The following is a 19,383-nucleotide window of genomic DNA, read 5'->3' as shown; positions in this document are numbered from 1 at the left end:
TCCCGCACCTCTCGGAGAACGCCCCATGCTGCGTCGTCGCGAAATTCTGGCCGCTGGCGCCCTGGCGCTCGCGGGCCTCGGGTCCAACCGCGCGATCGCTGCCGACGAGGTGGTGGTCGGCGTGCTCTACGCCCTGTCCGGCGCCAGCGCCCAGAACGGCGTCGATGCCCGCCGCGCCTTCGAGACGGCCCTCGACGTGATCAACGAGAGCCACGACCTCGACCTGCCAGCCGCCAAGGGCGTCGGCCTCGAAGGTCTCGGTGGCGCCAAGATCCGCCTGGTCATCGCAGACCACCAGGGCGACCCGCAGAAGGGCCGCGCCGAGGCGGAGCGCCTGATCACCCAGGACAAGGTCGTGGCGATCGTCGGCGCCTACCAGTCCAGCGTCTCGGCCACGGTGAGCGCGGTATGCGAGCGCTACGGCGTGCCCTTCGTCTGCGCCGATTCCTCCTCGCCGAGCCTGACCCGGCGGAACCTGAAATACATCTTCCGCCCGGCCGCCAACGACGAGATGTTCTCCGCGGCGATGTTCGATTTCATGGACGGCCTGCGCAAGCAGGGCACGGCGATCGACTCGGTGGCCCTGTTCTACGAGGACACGATCTACGGCATCGATTCGTCCAACGTGCAGCGCAAGCTCGCCAACGAGCGCGGCTACAAGGTCGCCGCGGACGTGAAGTACAAGAGCAACTCCCCCTCGCTGACCGCCGAGGTGCAGGCGCTCAAGACTGCCGGCGCCGACGTGCTGCTGCCGACCTGCTACACCAACGACGCGATCCTCCTCACCAAGACCATGGGTGAGCTCGGCTACAAGCCGAAAGCGATGATTGCCCAGGCCGCGGGCTTCTCCGAGAAGTCGGTGTTTGATGCAGTGGGCGAGCGGCTGCAGGGGCTGATCTCGCGAGCGAGCTTCTCGCTGGATCTGGCCGCCAAGCGCCCGTCGGTGGGCATCGTCAACGACATGTTCCGCAAGCGGGCCGACCGCGACCTCAATGACAACACCTCGCGCCAGTTCACCGCGATGCTCGTGCTGGCCGACGCCCTTAACCGGGCTGGCTCCACGGACGGCGCGAAGCTGCGCGCGGCGCTGGCGGCCACCGACATCCCCGGCACGCGCACGATCATGCCTTGGAAGAAGGTGGCCTTCGATGCCGGCGGTCAAAACCCGGACGCGACGCCGGTGCTGATCCAGTACGTTGGCACCAAGTTCGTGACGGTGTTCCCCGAATCCGCGGCCGTCGCCCCGGCCGTCTGGCCCATGAACGCTTGAGCGGACGCTTCACCCCCTCGGCAGCCGCGGGAACCCACCGATGACGATGCAAGCGCTGGTGCAGGTGCTGGCGAGCGGCCTGCTCACCGGGCTGATCTACGGCCTCGTCGCGGTCGGCCTGTCGCTGATCTTCGGCCTGATGGACGTGGTCAACTTCGCCCATGGCGAATTCTTGATGCTCGCCATGTACGCGACCTTCGGGCTGGTGATGGTCTCTGGCCTCGATCCCGTCGTGCTGATGCCCTTGGTCGCCGCCCTGATGTTCGTGCTCGGCGGCACGGTCTATGTCGGCGTGGTCCGCTTCGCGATGCGCGCCCGGGCCAACCAGGGCATGGTTCAGATCTTCGCGACCTTCGGGCTGGCGACCCTGCTCCAGGGCGTCGCGCAATACCTCTTCACCCCGGATTACCGCAGCCTCTCCAACTCCTGGCTCGGGGGCAAGACCCTCAACCTCGGCGGCATCTACCTGCCCTGGCCGCAGATCTTCGGAGCGCTGGTGTCGCTCGCTGCCTTCGGTGGCCTGTTCCTTCTGATGACGCGGACCGATTTCGGCCGGGCGCTGGAGGCGACCCGCGAGGACCAGGGCGCCGTCGCCCTGGTCGGCATCGACCGCAACCGGGTCTTCGCCCTCGGCTGGGGACTGGGCGCCGCCCTGGTCGGGCTCGCGGGCGCCGTGCTCGCGGTGTTCTATTACATCCATCCCGGCGTCGGCGGCGCCTTCGCGCTGATCGCCTACGTCACCGTCGCGCTCGGCGGCTTCGGCAGCGTGTTCGGCGCCCTGGCAGCGGGCCTGATCGTCGGGCTGGTCGAGGCGGCCACCGCCCTGATCCTGCCCCCCTCGCTCAAGTCGGTGGGCGTCTACGCCCTCTACCTCCTCGTGGTTCTGGTGCGGCCCCAGGGCCTGTTCGGGAGGCTGTGAGATGGCCGGCACGACGATCACCGCAGCCCCGACCGGATCGCCACCCCTGGACGAATCCGCCCGCCGCTTTACCGCCAAGCGCCGGCGCAGCCTCTATGTGGGCGCGGTGGTCTTCGCGGCGCTCGCCGCCCTGCCCTACGCGATCCGGGACGTCTATCTCCAGAACGTGCTGGTGCTGACCCTGCTCTACGCGGCCCTGTCGCAGAGCTGGAACATCCTCGGGGGCTATTGCGGCCAGATCTCGCTGGGCCACGCGCTCTACTTCGGCATCGGCGCCTATGCGACCAGCATCCTGTTCGTGAATTACGGGATCACCCCCTGGGCAGGGCTGGGGCTCGGCGCGGTGATCGCCGCCCTGGTGGCCCTGGCGATCGGCTGGCCCTGCTTCCGCCTCGGCGGCCACTACTTCTCCATCGCCACCATCGTCATCGCCGAGGCCGGGCTGCTGCTGGTGCAGAACTGGGACTTCGTCGGCGGGGCGATGGGCGTGCAATGGCAGTTCAACCCCGATGCCTGGGCGACACTCCAGTTCGCCCGGGACAAGGTCCCTTACGTCCATCTCGCCCTCGGCCTGTTCGTCGCCACCTGGCTCGTGACCTACGGGGTGGCGGAATCCCGCTGGGGCTACGGCTGGCGGGCGGTCAAGGACGACCCGGCCGCCGCCCAGAGCCTTGGTGTCGAGGTGTTTCGCTCGAAAATGGCGGCGGCGGCGATCTCGGCCTTCTTCACGGCCATCGGCGGCGGGCTCTACGCGGCCTACGTCTCCTATATCGACCCGGAGAGCGTGATGAGCTTCCGCTTCTCCCTGCTCTTCGCCCTGCCGGCGGTGCTTGGTGGGGTCGGCACGCTGTGGGGCGCGCTGGTCGGGGCGGTGATCCTCATCCCGATCACCGAGATCAGCCGCTCCTATCTCGGCGGCACCGGCAGCGGGATCGACCTGATCTTCTACGGTGCCCTCGTGATGATCGTGTCTTTGGCCCGGCCCGAGGGCGTGCTGAGCCTGTTCAAGCGCACGCGCAAGGCGCGCAACGCGGAGGTCTGACCGGTGAGCGCGGATACGAGCGGCCCGATCCTGCGCGTCGACGACGTGACGCTGGCCTTCGGCGGCCTCGTCGCCAACCGCGACGTGACCCTCGACGTGGCCCGCGGCGAGATCCTCGGGCTGATCGGCCCGAACGGGGCCGGCAAGTCGACCCTGTTCAACCTGATCTCCGGTGTCTACCGGCCGAACCGCGGCCGAATCCTGTTCGAGGGCGCCGACATCACCCGGCTGCCCCCGGCCGAGCGCTGCCGGCGTGGAATTGCCCGCACCTTCCAGGTGCCGCGCTCCTTCGACTCGATGAACGTGCTGGAGAACGTCACCGTCGGCGCGCTGGCCCGCCATCCGACCGCCGCTGCCGCCCGCCGTGCCGCTTTGGAGACCCTGGAACGGGTCGAGCTCACCCACCGCACCGAGGCGGTGGCCGGGGAGCTGACGCCCCCGGAGAAGCGCCGCCTCGAGGTCGCGCGGGCGCTCGCCACCGGCCCGAGCCTGCTCCTCCTCGACGAGGTGCTCACCGGCCTCACGCCCTCCGAGGCCAAGGCCGGCGTGGGGCTGATCCGGCGTGTGGCGGAAGCCGGCGTCACCGTGATCATGGTCGAGCACGTGATGGAGGTGGTGATGCCGCTGGTCGACCGCGCGGTGGTGCTCCACCTCGGCAGCGTGCTGGCCCAGGGGCTTCCGGCCGAGGTGGTCCGGGACGACGCGGTGATCACCGCCTATCTTGGGGAGCGTCACCGTGCTGCTTGAGGTCGCGGGTCTCTCCACCGCCTACCAGGGGCTGCTGGCGATCCAGGACGTGTCGCTCGCCGTCGCCGAAGGTGAGATCGTCGTGGTGGCGGGCGCCAACGGGGCGGGCAAGTCGACCCTGCTTAAGTCGATCGCCGGCCTGGAACGCCCACGGGACGGCGCCGTGACCTTCGACGGCGCCCGCCTCGACGGCCTGCCCGGCCACGTCATCACCGCCCGTGGCGTGGCCTACGTCCCCGAGAACAAGCGGCTGTTCCCGCGCCTCTCGGTCGCCGACAACCTGCGCCTCGGCAGCTACCTGCACCGGGGCAAGGACGATCGTGAGGCCCCGCTGGCCCAGGTCTTCGCGCTGTTTCCCCGATTGAAGGAGCGTCTGTCGCAGCGAGCCGCGACCCTCTCTGGCGGCGAGCAGCAGATGCTGGCCATCGGCCGGGCGCTGATGACCCGCCCCCGGCTGCTGATGCTCGACGAGCCCTCGCAGGGCATCATGCCCAAGCTCGTCGACGAGATCTTTGCCGCCGTCACGGCGATCCGCGACGCCGGCGTGACCGTTCTGCTGGTCGAGCAGCGGCTCGCCGAGAGCCTCGCCATCGCCGACCGCGCCTACGTCCTCCAGACCGGGCGCGTCATCCTCTCCGGGCCGGCAGCGCAGGTGCGCGACGATCCTGAGGTGCGGCGGGCCTATCTCGGAATCTGATAGCGTCCCACTGCCGGCATCGCCGGCACACGGTAAGTCGGGAGCCCGTTCGATGACCAGCGTGGACCTCAACTCCGACCTCGGCGAGGGCTACGGCGCCTATGCCTGCGGCGACGACGCGGCGATCCTCGACGTCGTCACCTCGGCCAACGTCGCCTGCGGCTTGCACGCGGGCGATCCCGAGATCATGGCCCGCACCTTCGCTCTGGCGAAGCAGAGGGGAGTCGCGGTGGGCGCTCATCCGGGCTTCCCCGACCTGTGGGGCTTCGGCCGCCGCCGCATCCCGTTCAGCCCGGGCGAGATTGAGCGGCTGGTGGCCTATCAGGTCGGCGCCGCCCAGGCACTGGCGGCCTATGCCGGGCACCGGCTCACCTACGTCAAGACGCATGGGGCGCTCGGCAACGTCGCGGCGGAGGAGCGTTCGGTGGCCGACGCGGTCGCGCGCGCGGTCAAGGCCGTCGATCCGAACCTCGCCCTGCTCGCCATCGCGCTGAGCGCGCAGGTGGCGGCGGGGGATGCCGCGGGGCTCGAGGTCCACCAGGAGATCTTCGCCGACCGCGGCTACACCGAGGATGGGCTGCTGATCCCGCGCAGCCAGCCCGGCGCCTTCGTCACGGACCCGGACTTGGCGGCCGACCGGGTGCTGCGCATGGTTCAGGGGGGCATCATCCTGACCGCGTCGGGCCGGGAATTGCCGACCCCGATCCGCTCGATCTGCGTCCACGGGGACACCGCCCACGCGGTGGCCACTGCGCGTGCCGTCCGCGCCGTTCTGGAGGGCGGCGGCGTGACGCTCGCCCCGTTCCGGCCATGAGCGCCCCCCGCCTCCTCGACGCGGGCGAGGCGGCCCTGGTCGTGGAGTTCGGCACCACGGTCGATCCAGCGCTAAGCGACCGGGTGCTGGCGCTCGACGAGGCGCTCGGCGCCCATCCGCCACAGGGTCTGCGCGAGCGGGTGCCGACCTACCGCTCCCTGATGCTGCACTACGACCCTCTCGTTCTCGACCGCGCGCGGCTCGCCGACCACGTGCTGCGGCTGGCCGGGAACGCGGCGGAGCGCGCAGGAGCGGCCACCCTATGGACGCTGCCCTGCTGCTACGACGCCCCGCATGGGGAGGACGTCGCCGAACTCGCAGGGCGTGCCGGGCTGTCGCCCGAGGCGGTGGTCGCGCTCCATGCCGGGGCGACCTACCGGGTCTACATGTACGGCTTCGCTCCGGGCTTCGCCTATCTCGGCGGTCTTCCGAAGGACCTCGCGACGCCGCGGCGCGCGAGTCCGCGCCCGCCGCACCCACGCAACGCCGTGGTGGTCGGCGGCGGCCTCGCCGCGGTCGCCACCGTGCCGATGCCCACCGGCTGGTACGTGGTCGGCGCTACGCCATCCCGGCTCTACGTCCCCGAACGCGCGGAGAGCTTCTTCGTGGCGGCCGGCGACGCGATCCGGTTCGAGCCGGTTGACGCGGCGACCTTCGACGCACTCACAGCCCGCGAGGCGGCGGGCGAGCGTGTGGCCCGGAAGGGGAGCGGCGCATGAGCGCCCTCGTCATCGAGGCCGCCGGCCCTGCCATCACCCTGCAGGATGGCGGCCGGCACGGCTACCTGCGCTACGGCTTCACCGCCGCAGGGCCGATGGACCCGCTGATGCACGCCACCGCCAACCGGGCAGCTGGCGCCCCCCTCGACGCGGCGGCGATCGAGATCTCCACCGGCGGGGTCACGGTCGCGGTCGAGGGCGGCCCCCTCGGGCTGGCGCTCGCCTCCACGGGGTTCCGCATCGCCCTCGACGGTGAGCCGCTGCCGCCCGCCGTCGTGCTCACGCTGGAGCCGGGCCGGAGCCTGGTCGTGCGCGCCGGAGACATCGGGTCCTGGGGCTACCTCGCCGTCCAGGGTCGGCTCGACCTCGCCCCGGTGCTGGGCTCACTGGCGACTCACACCCGCTCCGGCGTCGGCGGCCTGGATGGGCGGGGGCTGGCTGCCGGCGACCGCCTCCCGGTGGCCGAGCCCCGGGACGGCGAGGTCTCGCCACATCGCCTGATCGTCCCCTGGCTCGACCGGAATCCCCAAAACAATCCGGGTCGGGCTCGGCCCCCAGGATGACTACTTCGCTTCCGACCAGATCGCCGCTTTCCTCGCCGGTCCCTGGACCGTCTCGCCCCGCGGCGACCGCATGGCCTGCTTTCTGGACGGCACACCGCTCAAGCACGGCAAGGGCCACGACATCGTCTCCGACGGCGTCGCGATGGGCGCGATCCAGGTGCCCGGCAACGGCCTGCCGATCATCCTGATGGCGGACCGGCAATCCACCGGCGGCTATCCGAAGATCGCCACGGTGATCGGCCCCGATCTCGGGCGTCTGGCCCAGGTCCGTGGCGGCACGCGGATCGCCTTCCGGGCGGTATCGGTCGCTGATGCGGTCGCGGCCCGGCGCGCCGAGGTGGAATTCCTGCATGGCCCGGTCCCGCGCGAGCCGGTGGTGCGGACCGATTTCTCGTCCGACTTCCTGCTCAGCCTCAACCTCGTCGACGGCGTCACCGACGGGCGGGGTTGGGGATACGATCATCGATAGGCGTGTCTCAGTCCGGTTTTACTCGTGTGCCGCCGCCGTGTTCCGAAGCGAGATCAGGCTGCCATGCCGGGCACTTCGGATGAAGCCAGCGCATGGACTAGGAACACGTTCCCACGTAAGCCACCTGCTACCTCGGCTCCGGCTTAGACAAGCCGAGGTGCGCTCGCAGGGTCGAGCCTTCGTAATTCGTCCGGAACAAGCCACGTTCCTGAAGCAGCGGCACCACCTCACGCACGAAGTCGCTAAGTCCGTCCGGGAAGAAGGGCGGCATCACGTTGAAGCCGTCCGCCGCACCGCCCTCGAACCAGGCCTGCATCCGGTTGGCGACGTCGGTGGCCGTGCCGACGATCATGTGGTGTCCGCGTCCGGCCGCCACCCGGAGGGCGAGCTGCCGGATCGTGAGTTTTTCCCGGCGGGCCAGCTCGGTGAGGAGTTCGGCCCGGCTGCGCAGCTGATCCGAGATCGGTAGGTCCGGGAGCTGGCCGTCGAGATCGTAGCGTGCCAGCGAGTGGCCGAGCCGTTCCTCGAGAAGCGGCATCGCGCTGGCGATATCGGTCCATTGGTCCAGCTCGATCAGCTTGGCGCTCGCCTCTTCCAGCGTCCGGCCGATGACCGGCAGGAGGCCCGGCATGACCGCCACCGTGGACGGATCGCGGCCAAAGCCGGCGACGCGCTGCCGAAGGCTCGCGTAGAATGTCTGCGCCTCCTCGATGGTCTGCTGCGCGGTGAACACCACGTCGGCTCGGCGGGCGGCGAGATCTTGGCCCGGCCCGGACGAGCCGGCCTGGATCAAGATTGGGTGGCCCTGCGGCGAGCGCGGGATGTTGAGCGGGCCCTTGGCGCGGAAGTAGCGGCCGACATGGTCGAGCACCCGCACCTTCGCGGGGTCGGCGTAGACGCCGCGCGTCTTGTCCTTCACGAAGGCGTCGTCGTCCCAGCTGTCCCAGAGGCCGCAGACTACGTCGACGAATTCCTCGGCGACGGCGTAGCGCTCGTCATGCGCCGGATGCTCCTTGGAGAAGTTGTTGGCCGTGCGTGCGTACGAGGTGGTGACGACGTTCCACGCCGCGCGTCCGCCGCTCAAATGGTCGAGCGACGCGAAGGCGCGGGCGGTGTGGTAGGGATCGCCGTAGGTTGTCGAGGAGGTCGCAGCGAGGCCGATGCGGCTCGTCACCATGGACAGCGCGCTCAGCAGCGTCAGCGGCTCGAAGCGGGCGATCATCGAAGGGTGGGCGTCCACGGCGCTGGTCAGGCCGTCCGCCAGGAAAACCATGTCGAATTTGGCGTCCTCGGCCATCTGCGTCACCCGGCGCAGGAGATCGAAATTCTCGCTGCCGGCCTCGGCGCGCGGGTGGCGCCAGCCCGAGACGTGATGGCCGGCTCCCTGCAGGAACAAGCCGAGATGCATCTGTCGTGGGGTCGTCGTCATGGGCAGGCTCACGGACGGTGTTCGGGGGCGACCGGGGCTCACGGCTGCCGCGGTTGCGCGAGAAGGCCGAGGAGGCGGCCGAGATCGTTGACGTCGTGCATGGTGCGCACGAGGTCGGGCACCGGACGCAACGCCTCGGATCCGGCGGTCGCGTCCCGGAACTTGTCGTCGGGATCTGTGAGCCCCGGCAGGCCGTCGATGCGCCGGCGGTGCGTCTGGCCCTGGGCGTCCGTCATCTCCACCACGACGAAGCGCGTGTTCGGATCCGACGAGAGGCGGCGGGTGGCCTGATCGGTCTGGCGCTCGACCCGTGCCGCGAGGGCCGCGAGGTCGGGGCGGACCGGACGCGCGTCGAAATGGTCGATCCGGACCGCCCCGTCCACGAGGGCGGCGGCCAGGATGTATTCCGGGCTGAACCGGGCCTCGATGCCGGTGCGCGGTGTCCGGACCACCAGGGCGGCGTCGCCCCCCGGTGGGAAGGTGATCGTCGCCCGCGTCAGGTCGCGGATGCCCTCGCGGTGGAGGGCGAGGCCGGCCACCGCCACGGGGTGGGCCGCTGTGCAGCAAGGGAACGCCTTCAGGGTCAGGCCGGGCCTGACGATCTGCCAGGGGGCGCCCCAACCTTCGAGCACGCGCTCGGGCGCCTCTTCGCCGAAGCCGTAGGCCTGCAGGAACCCGTTCGCGCCGTCGAGACAGTCGTCCGCGCCGGACAGGCCGGCTTCGGCCAGGCGCGCCGCCGCCAAGCCGTTGCGGGCGGCAAACCCGGCGTGGAGCGGCTTCGCGTCGGATCCGAATTGCAGCCGTAAGCCCGCCGCCTGCGTCGCGCCGAGCCCCAGGGCGATCGCGGTCGTCCCGACGCTGAAGCTGCGCAGATGCGCGATCGCCGCCGCGGCCCCCAGGGGTCCGAGGGTGGCGGTGGCGTGGAAGCCGCGCTCGTAATGGGCAGCGCCGATCGCGCGTCCGAGATGCGCCATGGTCTCCAGCCCGACCAGGTAGGCGGCCAGGAACGCGTCCGCGGTGGGGAGCGCGTCCGGATCGAGAGCGGCCAGCAGGGCCGGGACGATCACCGTGGTCGGGTGTCCGCGCACGCTGGCATGCACGTCGTCGTAATCGAGCACGTGGCCGGCATGGCCGTTGAGGAGGGCGGCTAGGAACGGGTCGGCCGGCTGCGCAGCGCCGATCACCAGGGCGCGGCCGGGCGCATCGCCGAACACGCCGCGCAGCGTCGCGAGCGACGGGTCGGTGCTGCCCGCCAGCGCGCAGGCCAGAAAATCCACGAGGGCGATCCGCGCCGCACGCATGGCGGCGGGGTCCGTCTCCGGGCGAGACGCGACGATCGCCTCGGCGAGGGCGGCGGTGCGCGGGTTCGCCATCAGATTCCCTCCCGGTCCTGCACGGCGTCCCGATAGCCCTGGAAGCCGCCGATGAACTGGCGGATGCGCGGATTGCCAGACCGGTAGAACAGCTCCGCGGGCGGTGCCTGGGCGACGATCCGGCCGTTCTCGGTGAATGCGATCGTGTCGCTGATCTCCTCGGCGAAGCGCATCTCGTGGGTGACGAGAATGCTGGTCAGCCCATCGCGGACGAGCTCGCGGATGACGGCGAGTACCTCGCCGACCATCTCGGGATCCAGAGCGGACGTGACCTCGTCGAACAGGACCAGTTCCGGCCGCATGGCCAGCGCCCGGGCTATGGCGACGCGCTGCTGCTGGCCGCCGGACAATTCGCCCGGATAGGCCGAGACCTTGTCGGCGAGGCGGACCCGGGCGAGCAGGTCGCGCGCCAGGGCTTCGGCCTCGGCCCGCGGCACCTTGAGGATGCGGGTCGGCGCGATCGTGATGTTCTCCAGCACCGTGAGGTGCGGGAACAGGTTGTATTGCTGGAACACGATGCCGATACGCTTGCGCAGGGCGATCCGTTCGGCCTCGGTGCGCAGGGTGTCGACCCGCGTGCCGGCCACCGTGATCCGCCCCGCCTTCGGCTGGGCGAGGCCGTTGATGCAGCGCAGGATCGTGGACTTGCCCGATCCGGACGGACCGATGATCGAGACGGCATCCCCCTTCGCCACCGTCAGATCGATGCCCTTGAGCACCTCGGCTGCCCCGAAGGACAGGTGGACGTCCTGGAGTTCGACGAGGATCGGCCGAGGGATGTGGTCCTGTGCCATGGGGCGGCGTTCAGCTTTCAGCGCGGGGCGAAGCGGCGTTCGAGACGCCGCGTCAGGCGCGAGATCGGGAAGCAGAAGAGGAAGAAGGCCGCGAGCACTGTCAGGTAGATCGCGATGGTGAAGTCGTCGCGGCGCACCGCAGTGCTCGCATCGGTGGCGGCGTGCAGGAGCTCGTGGACCCCGACCAGGGAGGCCAGCGCCGTGCTCATGGTGATCGAGGCGTAGAGATTCATCCAGGGCGGCAGCGCGCGGCGCAGGCACTGGGGCAGGATGATCCAGCGCAGGGTCTGGCCGCGGGACATGCCGACGCCCTTGGCGGCGTCCCATTGCGTGGTCGGGACCGACTGGATCGCCCCGCGGACGATCTCGGCCACATAGGCGCTCGCCGGGATCGCGAGCCCGAGCACCGCCTTCAGCCAATCGGGAAAGGGCAGGTAGTTGCCGGCCACAACGATCTCGAACGGGAAGATGTAGGTGGTGGCGAAGATCAGCACGAGATGCGGCGCGTTGCGGAAGACCTGGACGTAGGCCACAGCCGGCCCGCGCACGAGCCGCGAGGTGGATAGCTCCATCGTCCCCAGCGTAACGCCCGCGAGCGTGCCAGCACTCATGGCGAGCACGCTGATCAGGATGTTCATGGCAAAGCCCGAGGCGAGGTAGGGCAACCAGTCGAGCAGATCGCGGGCAAGCCGCGCGTCAAGCATGAACCACAGGAGCCAGCCGGCTGCGGCGAGCGCCAGCCAGGCCCAGGCCGGGCCGAGGGCGGCGCGGCCGCGCGCGGAGAGCGCCGCGGTGCTCAAACGCCGTATCCCGGAACCGCCAGCCGGCGCTCCACGTAGCGGCCGATCTGCGACAGCACCGTGTTGATCAGCCCGAAGAACAGCAGGATCACGATCATCAGCTCGAGGACGTTGTCGCGCTGCGTCCAGATCATGATCGACGCGTAGGTCACCTCGCCGACCGCGATCGCCGACCCGATGGTGGTCAGCTTCACGAGGTTGACCAGGTTGTTCACGATGGCCGGCATGGCCGTGCGCAGGGCGAGCGGGAGCGTCACGTAGCGCAGGATCTCGAAGGCGGAGAAGCCGGTGGCATGGGCGGTCTCGACCATCGCCGTGGGCACGGCCTCGATCCCGCCGCGCAAAGCCTCCGCGTGGAAGGCGGCGATGTGGAGCCCGGTCACCGCCACCACCCAGAAGAACGGCGTGAACGGGTTGTTCGCCGCGCCGCCGAGCGCCTTCGACAGCAGCATGTTGAGCGCAAAGAATGCGAACATGAGCTGGACGAGGGTCGGGGTGTTGCGGGTCAGCTCGACATAGGCCCGCACCGGGCCGGCGAGCCAGGGTCGACCCGAGGTCAGGGCTGCAGCGAAGGCCACGCCGGCGGCGAGGCTCAGCGGGATCGCCAGGAGCACGAGCAGGAGCGTCGTGCCCATGCCGGCGATCCAGTGCCGGACCTCGGACGCGCTCAGGAGGAAATCGTAATGCAGGCCGACCTCACCCGCGAGGGCGACGAAGGTCCGGACGGCTTGGTCGATCATGCCGGCAGCGAGGCGGTCACGGCTTGGCGGGCGCGGCGTATGTGCGCCGCGCCTCCTCCAGGAAGGTCGGATCGACCAGGCGGTTCGCCTTGGCCATTTCCAGCATCGCCCCCGACGCGTGCAGCTCTCGCACCGCCGTGTCGAGGGCCGCGCCGGTGTCGCGCTCGCCCTTGCGCAGCCAGATCACCGAGTCGGCCGACTCCAGCTCGGTCGGGATGACGATGGCGTAATCCTTCCAATCGCTCGGGCGGTCGGCGAGCAGCAGCTTGATCGTCGGGGCGACGTGGACGGCGACGACACAATTGCCGCCCTGGAGCGCCAGCATCGATTCCGGCTGGCTCGGGATGCCCTTCACCGCGGCGCCGTAGGTGTCGGCTAGAGGCTGCGCGTAGTTGGATCCCTGCGAGATGCAGACCGGCTTGCCCTTAAGGTCCGTCCAGTCCTTGATCCCGCTGTCCTTGCGGCCGAGCGCGGCACCGCCGGCCCGGTCGTATGGGGTCTGCACGTGATCCAGGATCTTCGCGCGATCCTCGGTGAACTGCATGTTGGCGATCAGGATATCGACCTTGCCCTGCTGCAGGAACTGCACGCGGTTCGGCGGCGTGACCGTCACGAGTTCGACCTTGACGCCGAGCTTCTCGGCCAGCGCTCGTGCCAGATCGATGTTGAAACCCTTCTCGGCGCGGCTCTGCGGGTCGATGTAGCCGAACGGGGCGCCGGAGAGGATAATGCCGACCGTGAGCTTCTGCCGACCCTTGATCCGGTCGAGTGTCGCGTCCGCCTGTGCCGCCCGGCCGGTGACCAAGCCGAGGGATGCCAGCGCGACGACGTTAAGACAGGATCTGAACGATAAGGTGCGCGCCATGACGGCTCCGGTGTGATGCGCGAGGCGGGTCCATCCATAGTGGGGACAAGGACGCGCGGAAAGCCGGAACGCTTCGCGACACCGAGTGCGCCCGAACCAAAAAAGAATTTGCTATCGCCACCGGCTGTACAAATAGGCAGAGCGTCGGTCCGCTATAGGCGTGCACCGCCGGGCCAGGCACCTGGGCCACCTGGGATGCGCTAGGCTGGACTGGGGCGACCGTGCGCTGGTGCTGGTCGCGACGGTGCTATGACTGTTGCGTGATCGTCTCGGCGCAGTAGTCGGCGGGGCGATCGGCGCGGCCGTCGGTACCGCCAACAGCATGCTCGGCATCGACCGGCGCGAGCGCTTCCGCATCTACGTGATCGGCGAGCGACGTCCATCGTTCGCCTACGCGGGACTGGTGCGGGTCGGAATGGTGCTGCCAGAAGACGGCGTCGTCTACTACGACGTGCCACCCGAATTCGCATTGCCAAACTACAACTACACCATCGTCAACGATCATCCCGTGCTCGTCGAACCGCAGACGCGCCGCATCGTCGAGGTGATCGAGTAGGCTGGTTCTGGATGCTTCGACTTCGGCGCAGCCTGGATGCGACCCGCAAACGCGGGCGCGCTGCTGTCGTTGTTAGCGACCGTCAGTGAGGCGTTTGGCTTCCCAATCGCACATTCATCCACTTGGTTCAGCAGTCGCGCCAGAAACCGCACATCGTTCGATAGGATCTTCGCGTCCCAGGCGACGTCCCGAGCCTTGCTCGCTCCATCCCTGCGCCAGATGGCGGTCGCGTTCACCTTGCGCGTGGCAGGATCTATGAGGGGAGCCGCGTTGGCCCCAAGAACGGGCCGGGACGGTTCGGCGACGGCCGGCCCAACCATGATGGTAACGGCGAGCATTGTAGAGCGCAGCATGGTGACAGGGGCCTAGCCTAAAGCCCGACAAAAACGAGCCGCCGATGAGAAAGCCAAAGAATGCAATTGTAATGCTAGAGGAGAGTCGCCAAACAATTGCCGAGGCGTTGGCTACCCCCGATGTCGATAAGGTGGCCGTCATGAACCATGCGTTGTTCGCCCGGCACACAATGAACGAGCGTCTGCGGCGAACCACCATGTCCGTTCACCAGTCGGACGGATATGGCTCCGAGCATGTCAGGAACGTCGATTGGTTTCTGACCGCGGTCAGGCAGCACCGCGCGTTCGATGACGTCTCGGAAATGCGTATGATGGTCTCCGTTCAGGAAACACTGGGAATCGCACGTGCCTTGACAGACAATGCTTATGACCGTGACCCGCTAACACTCGGGATGATTGAAAACGAAACGGTAGTTCTCATCAAAAAGGCACGGCTCCCGTAAAACGATCTTTATGAAAAGTGGGGGTGCCAGGGCATTGCACGGGGCTGCCAGTGGCGAAATCACCTTTTTCAACAAACTAAGGTCGAACGGGCAAACCGGGGCGTGACGGTGGTGTCGGTGCCGCCGAAGGAGCCGCTTTCCCAAAACATGTTCCTGATTGAGTTTTCCCGAAATTGCCTGCCGGACATTGCCTGCTGGACATGAAGAAACGGGAATCGTGTGGGCGGCTCGGATGGCCGGTTTCAGGATCGTGCTCAAATAGACTGTACGACCGGGAAGGGTCGGAGACGGAACGTCCGCTTCCGGACGCAGCGCCGCGGTCGGATTGCGATCCTCGGACGGATCGTTCGCATAAAGTGCGCTTATGGAGTATGCTACCGCGGTTCTGTCAGGAGCATCTGTAGAGCTTGGATCGGATGTATAGACTTTTCGTAGCGGCGCTCGTGCACAAGCCGCTGTGCAACCCCTGTTTTCTGGTCGTCGATAACGATCCGGAATGGCACCTCATTCGCCGACAGAGTATAGTCCAAGAGCAAGATCATCGCCTCGTGCAGGCTGTCGTCACACCGCCTGTTGAGCCTCCAAATAGCGACGCCATCCACCATACTCCGTGATGTCTTGTGCCGCGGCTACACTCTCTGCCTCGGCCAGAAACCCCTTTAGGGTCGTTCCATCCGAGAGCCGCAGGGTTCCTATCGTGAGCGGGATCGGGATGGCCGCCACGAAGGCACCGAACCCGGCGGTCGAAAGCGCCCAGACCTCCGTCTCGATCGAGGCGCCGATATCGGGCGCGACTCGAACCAAGCCCGGCCGCGCCGGCGGACCGCCCGGAAGTGCGTGGAGCCGATACTCCGCCCGCGTCCTGACCGCGCGCAGGAAGCGCCCGCCGAGCCCGACGAGCTCGCCGTTCAACGGCAGCCCGGACATATGCGCTCCGACCACGGCGATCTCGATCTCGTCATTTTGGGCACGCGCGACATTCGTCTGCCCTGCTGTCTGAGGGGAAACGGGCATGGTGCCGACGCCGAGCCTCAGGTCCGCCGCCGCGTGCAGCCGTGCGCCGAGGTCGGCGATCAGACCGTCTGCGCCACGCGGAGCGATCAGCGTCACGCCCGAGGGGAACCCATCGCTGCGGAAGCGCCCCGGCACCGCGAGAGCACAGAGATCCAGCAAGTTCACAAAATTGGTGTAGGTGCCCAGCTCGCTGTTCGGGCCGATCGGGTCGGCGGTCAGATCGGCGATCGTGCGGGGCCGCGGGTAGGTCGGTACGATCAGCACGTCGATCCGCGTCCAGACTCGCTCGGCCGCGCGGCGCAGCTCTGCCAAGCGATAGAGCCCCGCGAAGGCGTCGGCTGCCGAGCGTGTCGTCGCCGACGCGATGATCGCGCGCGTCGTCGGATGCAGTGCCTCGGGCTGATCCTCGATGAAGGTGCGGATCGCCTGGTAGCGCTCGGCGACCCAGGGGCCCGCATAGAGGAGGTCCGCGACAGCCATGAACGGCGCCAGGTCGATCGGCACCGGCTCACCGCCCATCACGGTCCTGAGATCGGTCAGCGCGGCCTCGAAGGCCGCCTCCGACAGGGCGTCGCCGCCGAAGTGCCGGCTCGCTCCATCCGGTACGCCCACGCGCAGCCCAGGCGGGCACGCGCCAGGCCGCGGCGGGACCGGCAAGGCGCGGGAGAACGGGTCGTCGGGATCGTAGCCGAGCATCACCCGGTAGACCGCATCGGCATCCCCGACGGTCCCGGCAAACACGGACATGGTGTCGAGGGTGCGGCAGGCCGGCACCATGCCGCGCGTCGAGATGCTGCCGAGGGACGGCTTCAGGCCCACGACGTTGTTGAGACCGGCTGGCACGCGGCCGGATCCCGCCGTGTCGGTGCCGATCGCGAACGTGACCAGGCCATGCGCGACCGAGACGGCCGAGCCCGATGAGGAGCCTCCCGGGACCATGGTCGGGTCGAAGGCGTTCCTCGGGACGGCGTAGGGGGTCCGAATACCCACGAGGCCGGTCGCGAACTGGTCGAGGTTGTTCTTGCCGATCAGGATGGCCCCGGCTGCGATCAGCCGCGCGATCGCCGGTGCGGTCGCCGCCGGCAGGTAGGCAAAAGCAGGGCAGGCGGCGGTCGTCGCAAACCCGGCGACATCGATATTGTCCTTGACGGCGAAGGGCACGCCCCAGAGCGGCTTTGCCACCGGGTCGAAGGCCCCGAGCGCCCGCGCGGCCGCCCGGGCCTGGGCCTCCGGCACGAGCGCGAGGAACAGACCGGGATCGTCGACCTCCGCGATCCGCCGGTAGGTCTCGGCGATCACGGTCTCGGGCGCGAGACCCTCGGCGTAGGCGGCATGAAGTGCAGGCAGGGTCGGGAAGGAAGGAACCGGCATGTGCGCTCTCCAGCGACGGATGGCCTGCAGGCGTGTCCGCGACGGCATTCCGCCCCGAAGACGCTCGGGGTGGTGCCCGTTCAGATGTGACCGGCGCCCTGCGCCGCGAGCACGGCGTCCTCGTTCACCTCGTCCTCGGTGGTACGGTTGAAGTAGGCGTTCAGGAGCACGGCCGCGATCGAGGTCAGGATGATGCCGTCGCCGAAGATCGGCTTCAATTCCGCAGGAAAGATCCGGAAGAAGTTCGGCGAGACGATCGGGATCAGGCCGAAACCGATCGCGATCGCTACGACGATCGTATTGTGCGGCGCCTTGGCGTAGTCGACGCTCTTCAGGATCTTGATGCCTGTGGCGGCGACCATGCCGAACATGATGAAGCCGGCCCCGCCGAGCACACATTGAGGCACCGAGGCGACGATGAAGGCGAGCTTGGGCACGAGGCCCAGAGCCAGCATGATCACGCCGCCGGCCGCGCAGACCCAGCGGCTGTAGACGTTCGTCACGCCGACCAGCCCGATGTTCTGCGAGTAGGACACGTAGGGGAAGGTATTGAAGAGGCCGCCGATCAGCGTGCCGAGTGCGTCCGCGCGCAGGCCGCGCTTGATGTCTTCTGGACCGACCGTACGGCCGGTCATCGCCCCGAGTGCCAGGAACATGCCCGTGGCCTCGATGAACACGATCGTCATCACCAGGCACATCGTCAGGCACGGGATCAGGTAGAAGGTCGGGAAACCGAACTGGAGCGGCAGCACGATGCGCAGCCAAGGCTCGTCCTGGATGCCGGAGAAGTCGGTCCAGCCGAGCGCGATGGTGACGAGGTAGCCGGCGGTCACGCCGAGCAGGACGGCCATATTGGCCAGGAAGCCGGTCCCGAAGCGGATGATCAGGAGGATCACGGCCAGGACGAGCCCCGCCACCGCGAGGTACCCGCCAGCGCCGAAATCGGCCGCCGCAGCCCCGCCACCGGCCCAGTTCACGCCGACCCGCATGAGCACGACGCCGATCATCGTGATGATCGTGCCCGTGACCACGGCCGGGAAGAAGCGCAGCACGTATTTGACGAACGGCGCGACGCACAGCCCGAACAATCCGCCGACGATCACGGCGCCGTAGATGCCATTGAGCCCGACACCGGGCATGGCGGCCATCGCGAGCATCGGCGAGATCGAGACGGCGGTCACGCCCATGATGACCGGCAGGCGAATGCCGAACGGCCCGAAGCCGATCGTCTGCACCAGCGTCGCGATCCCGCAGGCGAACAGGTCCGCGTTGATCAGCATGGCGATCTGATCCTTGGGCAGCTTGAGGGCCGCGCCGAGGATGAGCGGCACGGCCACGGCGTTGGCGTACATGACCAGGACGTGCTGCAGGCCGAGCGCGAAGAGACGCGGTGCGGGCAGGACTTCATCGACAGGGTGCACGGGCTCGGCCATGGCCTTCTCCAACGGCATGCGACCCGGCAATATTGCATGCAGTTTCTACGTTCTGCATGCCAAAATGTTGTGCGGCATTGCACAAATCATGACTGCATACAGGACTTGCGTTGGGCAGTTGCTGGATCGATGATCATCCCTATCGTGAACGAGACCGCTCGATGACGTCGTCGAACAAACAGACGCAGACGGACAAGCTGGCAGCCGAGATCGGCGACGCGATCCTCTCCGGGGTGTTGACGCCGGGAACGCGCCTCGACGAGCATCGGCTGGCGGAGCAATACGCGGTCTCGCGTACACCGGTCCGCGAGGCGATCCGCTCCCTGGCCGCCACGGGTCTGGTCGAACTGAGACCGCGGCGGAGCGCTGTCGTTGCCGAGATCACGCCCGCGCAACTGGAGATCATGTTCGTCGCGATGGGCGAGCTGGAGGCGACCTGCGCCCGGCTATCGGCGATGAGCATGACGCCGATCGAACGCAGGCGCCTTCAGAACCAGCACGAGCGCATGGGCGCGCTCGTCGAGAGCGACGATGTCGCCGGGTTCATCGAGGCGAACCTGACCTTCCACGGTCTGATTTACGCAGGCAGCCACAATGGCATCCTGGCGGATATCGCCGTTGGCCTGCGCCGGCGCCTCGGCCCCTATCGTCGGGCCCAGTTCCGGAGTCCCGGACGCTTGCCGCGCTCGCTGGCCGAGCACGACCGCATCATGCAGGCGATCGTGTCGGGCGATGCCGCGACGGCGCATGCGGCTATGCTGAACCATGTCAGCTTGGTGGAAGATACGTTCATCGGTCTCAACGCGACGCGTGCCGCTTGATACGATCGAGCGGACCTGCCTGCATCACAGACGCGTCTGCTCAAGCGAGGCTGCGGAGATGATGGCGCTCATCGCTCTCGCGACACGCGCGCCGGCCTGAGAAACGTTCCCGTCCGACCGCGGCACGGTACGCCGCCCAGGGAACTACCAA

The 19,383-nt window shown here is 68.4% G+C and carries 17 protein-coding genes and 2 pseudogenes; 11 read left to right on the top strand and 8 right to left on the bottom strand.

The features are described 5' to 3' along the window. Positions 1-25 precede the first annotated feature (25 nt). The 8 genes and pseudogenes from MKK67_RS17585 to MKK67_RS17550 all read left to right on the top strand — a co-directional run bounded on the left by MKK67_RS17585 (position 26) and on the right by MKK67_RS17550 (position 7,240). Complete coding sequence (locus MKK67_RS17585; protein ID WP_243966484.1) at positions 26-1,270, top strand: ABC transporter substrate-binding protein; 1,245 nt, start codon at positions 26-28, stop codon at positions 1,268-1,270. Between the two features lie 40 nt (positions 1,271-1,310). Further along, on the top strand, positions 1,311-2,189 hold the full coding sequence (locus MKK67_RS17580) for a branched-chain amino acid ABC transporter permease (protein WP_243966483.1): 879 nt from the start codon (positions 1,311-1,313) through the stop codon (positions 2,187-2,189). A 1-nt stretch (position 2,190) separates the two neighbouring features. Then, on the top strand, positions 2,191-3,231 hold the full coding sequence (locus MKK67_RS17575) for a branched-chain amino acid ABC transporter permease (RefSeq protein ID WP_243966482.1): 1,041 nt from the start codon (positions 2,191-2,193) through the stop codon (positions 3,229-3,231). 3 nt (positions 3,232-3,234) lie between these two features. After that, positions 3,235-3,978: an ABC transporter ATP-binding protein gene (locus MKK67_RS17570; RefSeq protein ID WP_243966481.1), complete on the top strand. Its 744-nt coding sequence runs from the start codon at positions 3,235-3,237 to the stop codon at positions 3,976-3,978. Further along, positions 3,968-4,675, top strand: coding sequence for an ABC transporter ATP-binding protein (locus MKK67_RS17565; protein WP_409568412.1), 708 nt, complete (start codon positions 3,968-3,970; stop codon positions 4,673-4,675). Before MKK67_RS17570 ends, MKK67_RS17565 begins: the two co-directional genes overlap by 11 nt. A 52-nt stretch (positions 4,676-4,727) precedes the next feature. After that, entirely contained in the window at positions 4,728-5,489 is a 762-nt protein-coding gene (locus MKK67_RS17560; RefSeq protein WP_243966480.1) for a 5-oxoprolinase subunit PxpA, read from the top strand. Beyond that, positions 5,486-6,208: a 5-oxoprolinase subunit B family protein gene (locus tag MKK67_RS17555; RefSeq protein WP_243966479.1), complete on the top strand. Its 723-nt coding sequence runs from the start codon at positions 5,486-5,488 to the stop codon at positions 6,206-6,208. Before MKK67_RS17560 ends, MKK67_RS17555 begins: the two co-directional genes overlap by 4 nt. Next, positions 6,205-7,240 (top strand): annotated as a pseudogene (locus tag MKK67_RS17550) (biotin-dependent carboxyltransferase family protein). The gene MKK67_RS17555 and the pseudogene MKK67_RS17550 overlap by 4 nt, the downstream one beginning before the upstream one ends. Positions 7,241-7,367: 127 nt before the next feature. Here the strand turns inward: MKK67_RS17550 and MKK67_RS17545 are convergent. Genes MKK67_RS17545 through MKK67_RS17520 form a run of 6 tightly spaced genes read right to left on the bottom strand, consistent with a single transcriptional unit; the run spans position 7,368 to position 13,241 of the window. Further along, positions 7,368-8,669: an LLM class flavin-dependent oxidoreductase gene (locus MKK67_RS17545; protein WP_243966478.1), complete on the bottom strand. Its 1,302-nt coding sequence runs from the start codon at positions 8,667-8,669 to the stop codon at positions 7,368-7,370. A 38-nt stretch (positions 8,670-8,707) separates the two neighbouring features. After that, the gene (locus MKK67_RS17540; RefSeq protein ID WP_243966477.1) at positions 8,708-10,042 is read right to left on the bottom strand and encodes an MmgE/PrpD family protein; all 1,335 of its coding nucleotides are present in this window, start codon (positions 10,040-10,042) and stop codon (positions 8,708-8,710) included. Then, a complete protein-coding gene (locus tag MKK67_RS17535) occupies positions 10,042-10,836 on the bottom strand; it encodes an amino acid ABC transporter ATP-binding protein (protein ID WP_243966476.1) in 795 nt (264 codons plus the stop codon). Before MKK67_RS17535 ends, MKK67_RS17540 begins: the two co-directional genes overlap by 1 nt. Positions 10,837-10,853: 17 nt before the next feature. After that, positions 10,854-11,576, bottom strand: a complete 723-nt coding sequence (locus MKK67_RS17530) for an amino acid ABC transporter permease (RefSeq protein WP_243966509.1) — start codon at positions 11,574-11,576, stop codon at positions 10,854-10,856. A gap of 56 nt (positions 11,577-11,632) precedes the next feature. Further along, a complete protein-coding gene (locus tag MKK67_RS17525) occupies positions 11,633-12,376 on the bottom strand; it encodes an amino acid ABC transporter permease (RefSeq protein WP_243966475.1) in 744 nt (247 codons plus the stop codon). Positions 12,377-12,392: 16 nt separating this feature from the next. Next, a complete protein-coding gene (locus tag MKK67_RS17520) occupies positions 12,393-13,241 on the bottom strand; it encodes a transporter substrate-binding domain-containing protein (protein WP_243966474.1) in 849 nt (282 codons plus the stop codon). A gap of 268 nt (positions 13,242-13,509) precedes the next feature. Here MKK67_RS17520 and MKK67_RS17515 point away from each other — a divergent pair. Together MKK67_RS17515 and MKK67_RS17510 are read left to right on the top strand one after the other, a co-directional pair. Then, positions 13,510-13,797 (top strand): annotated as a pseudogene (locus tag MKK67_RS17515) (DUF1236 domain-containing protein); the annotation flags it as partial. Positions 13,798-14,194: 397 nt separating this feature from the next. Next, positions 14,195-14,593 (top strand): hypothetical protein, encoded by a 399-nt coding sequence (locus MKK67_RS17510; protein WP_243966472.1) that lies wholly within the window; start codon positions 14,195-14,197, stop codon positions 14,591-14,593. 561 nt (positions 14,594-15,154) lie between these two features. Here the strand turns inward: MKK67_RS17510 and atzF are convergent. Together atzF and MKK67_RS17500 are read right to left on the bottom strand one after the other, a co-directional pair. Continuing rightward, entirely contained in the window at positions 15,155-16,978 is a 1,824-nt protein-coding gene (atzF, locus tag MKK67_RS17505; protein ID WP_243966471.1) for an allophanate hydrolase, read from the bottom strand. Between the two features lie 80 nt (positions 16,979-17,058). Then, positions 17,059-18,411 (bottom strand): nucleobase:cation symporter-2 family protein, encoded by a 1,353-nt coding sequence (locus MKK67_RS17500; protein WP_243966470.1) that lies wholly within the window; start codon positions 18,409-18,411, stop codon positions 17,059-17,061. A gap of 161 nt (positions 18,412-18,572) precedes the next feature. On the opposite strand from MKK67_RS17500, the gene MKK67_RS17495 reads away from it, so the two are divergent. Further along, complete coding sequence (locus MKK67_RS17495; protein ID WP_243966469.1) at positions 18,573-19,232, top strand: GntR family transcriptional regulator; 660 nt, start codon at positions 18,573-18,575, stop codon at positions 19,230-19,232. Positions 19,233-19,383 lie beyond the last annotated feature (151 nt).

The sequence above is a fragment of the Methylobacterium sp. J-072 genome, assembly GCF_022829425.1.
Classification (GTDB): domain Bacteria; phylum Pseudomonadota; class Alphaproteobacteria; order Rhizobiales; family Beijerinckiaceae; genus Methylobacterium.
Note: the sequence above shows the minus strand (reverse complement) of the source record. Positions and strands in the feature narration are given on the sequence as shown.

Coding starts and splice junctions, on each gene's coding strand:
- MKK67_RS17580 (WP_243966483.1), top strand. CDS start 1,311: ATGACGATGCAAGCGCTGGTGCAGGTGCTGGCGAGCGGCCTGCTCACC.
- MKK67_RS17555 (WP_243966479.1), top strand. CDS start 5,486: ATGAGCGCCCCCCGCCTCCTCGACGCGGGCGAGGCGGCCCTGGTCGTG.
- MKK67_RS17545 (WP_243966478.1), bottom strand. CDS start 8,669: ATGACGACGACCCCACGACAGATGCATCTCGGCTTGTTCCTGCAGGGA.
- MKK67_RS17495 (WP_243966469.1), top strand. CDS start 18,573: ATGACGTCGTCGAACAAACAGACGCAGACGGACAAGCTGGCAGCCGAG.
- MKK67_RS17535 (WP_243966476.1), bottom strand. CDS start 10,836: ATGGCACAGGACCACATCCCTCGGCCGATCCTCGTCGAACTCCAGGAC.
- MKK67_RS17510 (WP_243966472.1), top strand. CDS start 14,195: ATGAGAAAGCCAAAGAATGCAATTGTAATGCTAGAGGAGAGTCGCCAA.
- MKK67_RS17540 (WP_243966477.1), bottom strand. CDS start 10,042: ATGGCGAACCCGCGCACCGCCGCCCTCGCCGAGGCGATCGTCGCGTCT.
- MKK67_RS17520 (WP_243966474.1), bottom strand. CDS start 13,241: ATGGCGCGCACCTTATCGTTCAGATCCTGTCTTAACGTCGTCGCGCTG.
- MKK67_RS17500 (WP_243966470.1), bottom strand. CDS start 18,411: ATGGCCGAGCCCGTGCACCCTGTCGATGAAGTCCTGCCCGCACCGCGT.
- MKK67_RS17560 (WP_243966480.1), top strand. CDS start 4,728: ATGACCAGCGTGGACCTCAACTCCGACCTCGGCGAGGGCTACGGCGCC.
- MKK67_RS17525 (WP_243966475.1), bottom strand. CDS start 12,376: ATGATCGACCAAGCCGTCCGGACCTTCGTCGCCCTCGCGGGTGAGGTC.
- atzF (WP_243966471.1), bottom strand. CDS start 16,978: ATGCCGGTTCCTTCCTTCCCGACCCTGCCTGCACTTCATGCCGCCTAC.
- MKK67_RS17575 (WP_243966482.1), top strand. CDS start 2,191: ATGGCCGGCACGACGATCACCGCAGCCCCGACCGGATCGCCACCCCTG.
- MKK67_RS17585 (WP_243966484.1), top strand. CDS start 26: ATGCTGCGTCGTCGCGAAATTCTGGCCGCTGGCGCCCTGGCGCTCGCG.